The sequence below is a fragment of the Cryobacterium sp. RTC2.1 genome (assembly GCF_035018685.1).
GTDB lineage: Bacteria > Actinomycetota > Actinomycetes > Actinomycetales > Microbacteriaceae > Cryobacterium > Cryobacterium glucosi.
Genome location: NZ_JASJXJ010000294.1, coordinates 1 through 1,460, shown reverse-complemented (window position 1 = coordinate 1,460; position 1,460 = coordinate 1). Strand labels below are relative to the sequence as shown.

At 69.2% G+C, this 1,460-nt stretch carries 2 protein-coding genes; both read right to left on the bottom strand.

The genetic code is table 11. From position 1 onward, the window contains the following. The coding region (locus QN357_RS18910; RefSeq protein WP_323505388.1) for a TRC40/GET3/ArsA family transport-energizing ATPase at nt 1-824 on the bottom strand (824 nt) is incomplete at its 3' end. Between the two features lie 9 nt (nt 825-833). Further along, nucleotides 834-1,262 carry an arsenite efflux transporter metallochaperone ArsD gene (arsD, locus tag QN357_RS18905; RefSeq protein ID WP_134448243.1) on the bottom strand — a complete coding sequence of 143 codons (429 nt, stop codon included), beginning with the start codon at nt 1,260-1,262 and terminating at the stop codon, nt 834-836. Nucleotides 1,263-1,460: the final 198 nt, after the last annotated feature.

Sequence of the window (1,460 nt, the reverse complement as noted above, 5' to 3'; positions counted from 1 at the left end):
TCGAGCACGTCCAGCGGGAGGCGGGAGAGAGCGGCGGGCATGGCGGCCAGCGCGGCTCCCTCGCGGGCGCGGACGGCCCGGGTGAGGTCCTCGTCGCCGGCGGCAGCGGGCAGCAGTCCGTTGACGACGACGAAACCGCCGACGATGCCGATCTGATTCAGCTCGAGGTAGGTGCGTTCGATTTCGGCCAGCGAGGATGCCTGCGCCCGGGCGACGAGGACCAGTCGCGTACGCGCCGGGTCGGTCAGCGCGGCGACAGCGGCGGCGTACATCGAACGGTGCTTGTCGAGCCCCGAGAGCGGGCCGAGGCAGGACGGGTCGCCTTTGCCGGCCTCGAGAAAGTCGGTCCAGGAGCCCGGCAGCTGCAGCAGGCGGATGGTGTGCCCGGTCGGTGCCGTGTCGAAGACGATGTGGTCGTACTGCCCGAAGACGGCTTCGTCGGCGAGCAGGCCGGTGAATTCGTCGAAGGACGCGATCTCGGTCGTGCAGGAACCGGACAGGCCCTCGATGATGCCAGCGAGTTCGTCCTCCGGAAGCAGGCCGCGCACGGGCGCGACGATGCGCTCCCGGTAGGCCGCTGCGGCCTGTTCCGGGTCGATCTCGAGGGCGGAGAGGCCGGGCACACTCGCGAGGGGAGTGACCGTGTTGCCGATCGTCAGGCCGAATACCTGGCCGACGTTGGAGGCGGGGTCGGTGCTGACCAGCAGCACCTTCCTGCCCCGGCCGGCGAGGTCGAGGGCGGTGGCGCAGGCGACCGAGGTCTTTCCGACGCCGCCCTTGCCGGTGAAGAACAGGAAGCGGGGTGGGTCCTCAAGGAATCGCATCGGGGCGGCTTAGCAGCAGCCGGAGGCGCCGCCGCAGCATCCGCCCGATTTTGCGGTGAGGCCCAGCTCGGACCGGGCCGGCTCGACCTGCGACGCGACCGTCGACGCGACCTTCGACGCGACGTTGGACGAGTCACCGAGGCCGGCGAAGCCGAGCAGTTCGTCGCGGCTCGGATAGGTGCCGGTCGCGACGGTGACGCCGTCGACGACGGTCAGGGGGAGGCCCTTCGAGCCCACGGTGTGCATGAAGCCGCGGACCGTCTCGTCGGTGGTGAAGGCGGTCGGGTCGGTGGCGAGGTTGTGGCGTTCGATGTCGGCGCCCAGGTCCTTGAGCCGGCGCACGTCGGCGGTCACGGTGACCAGGGATGCGTCGGTGTCGGTTCCGCAGACCCCGGACTCGCAACACAGGGCCGGCTCGTAGATTCGAATGGCAGCCATCTCGTACTCCTCAATTCACTATATCGACATTCATCGATACCCCCAGTATGACCCTCTATATCGACAAGTGTCAATACGCGACTATGCTGGGCCCATGTCGATCACCTCCCTGCTCCCCATCGCCTCGCGTGGCGCGTGCTGCGCGCCGCTCACGCGCGAGACGCTCGCCGCGGCGGATGCCGTTGACCTCGCGCGCTC

What these genes read in the sequence shown, in the direction of transcription:
- arsD (WP_134448243.1), bottom strand. Translation starts at nt 1,262, where the DNA reads ATGGCTGCCATTCGAATCTACGAGCCGGCCCTGTGTTGCGAGTCCGGG.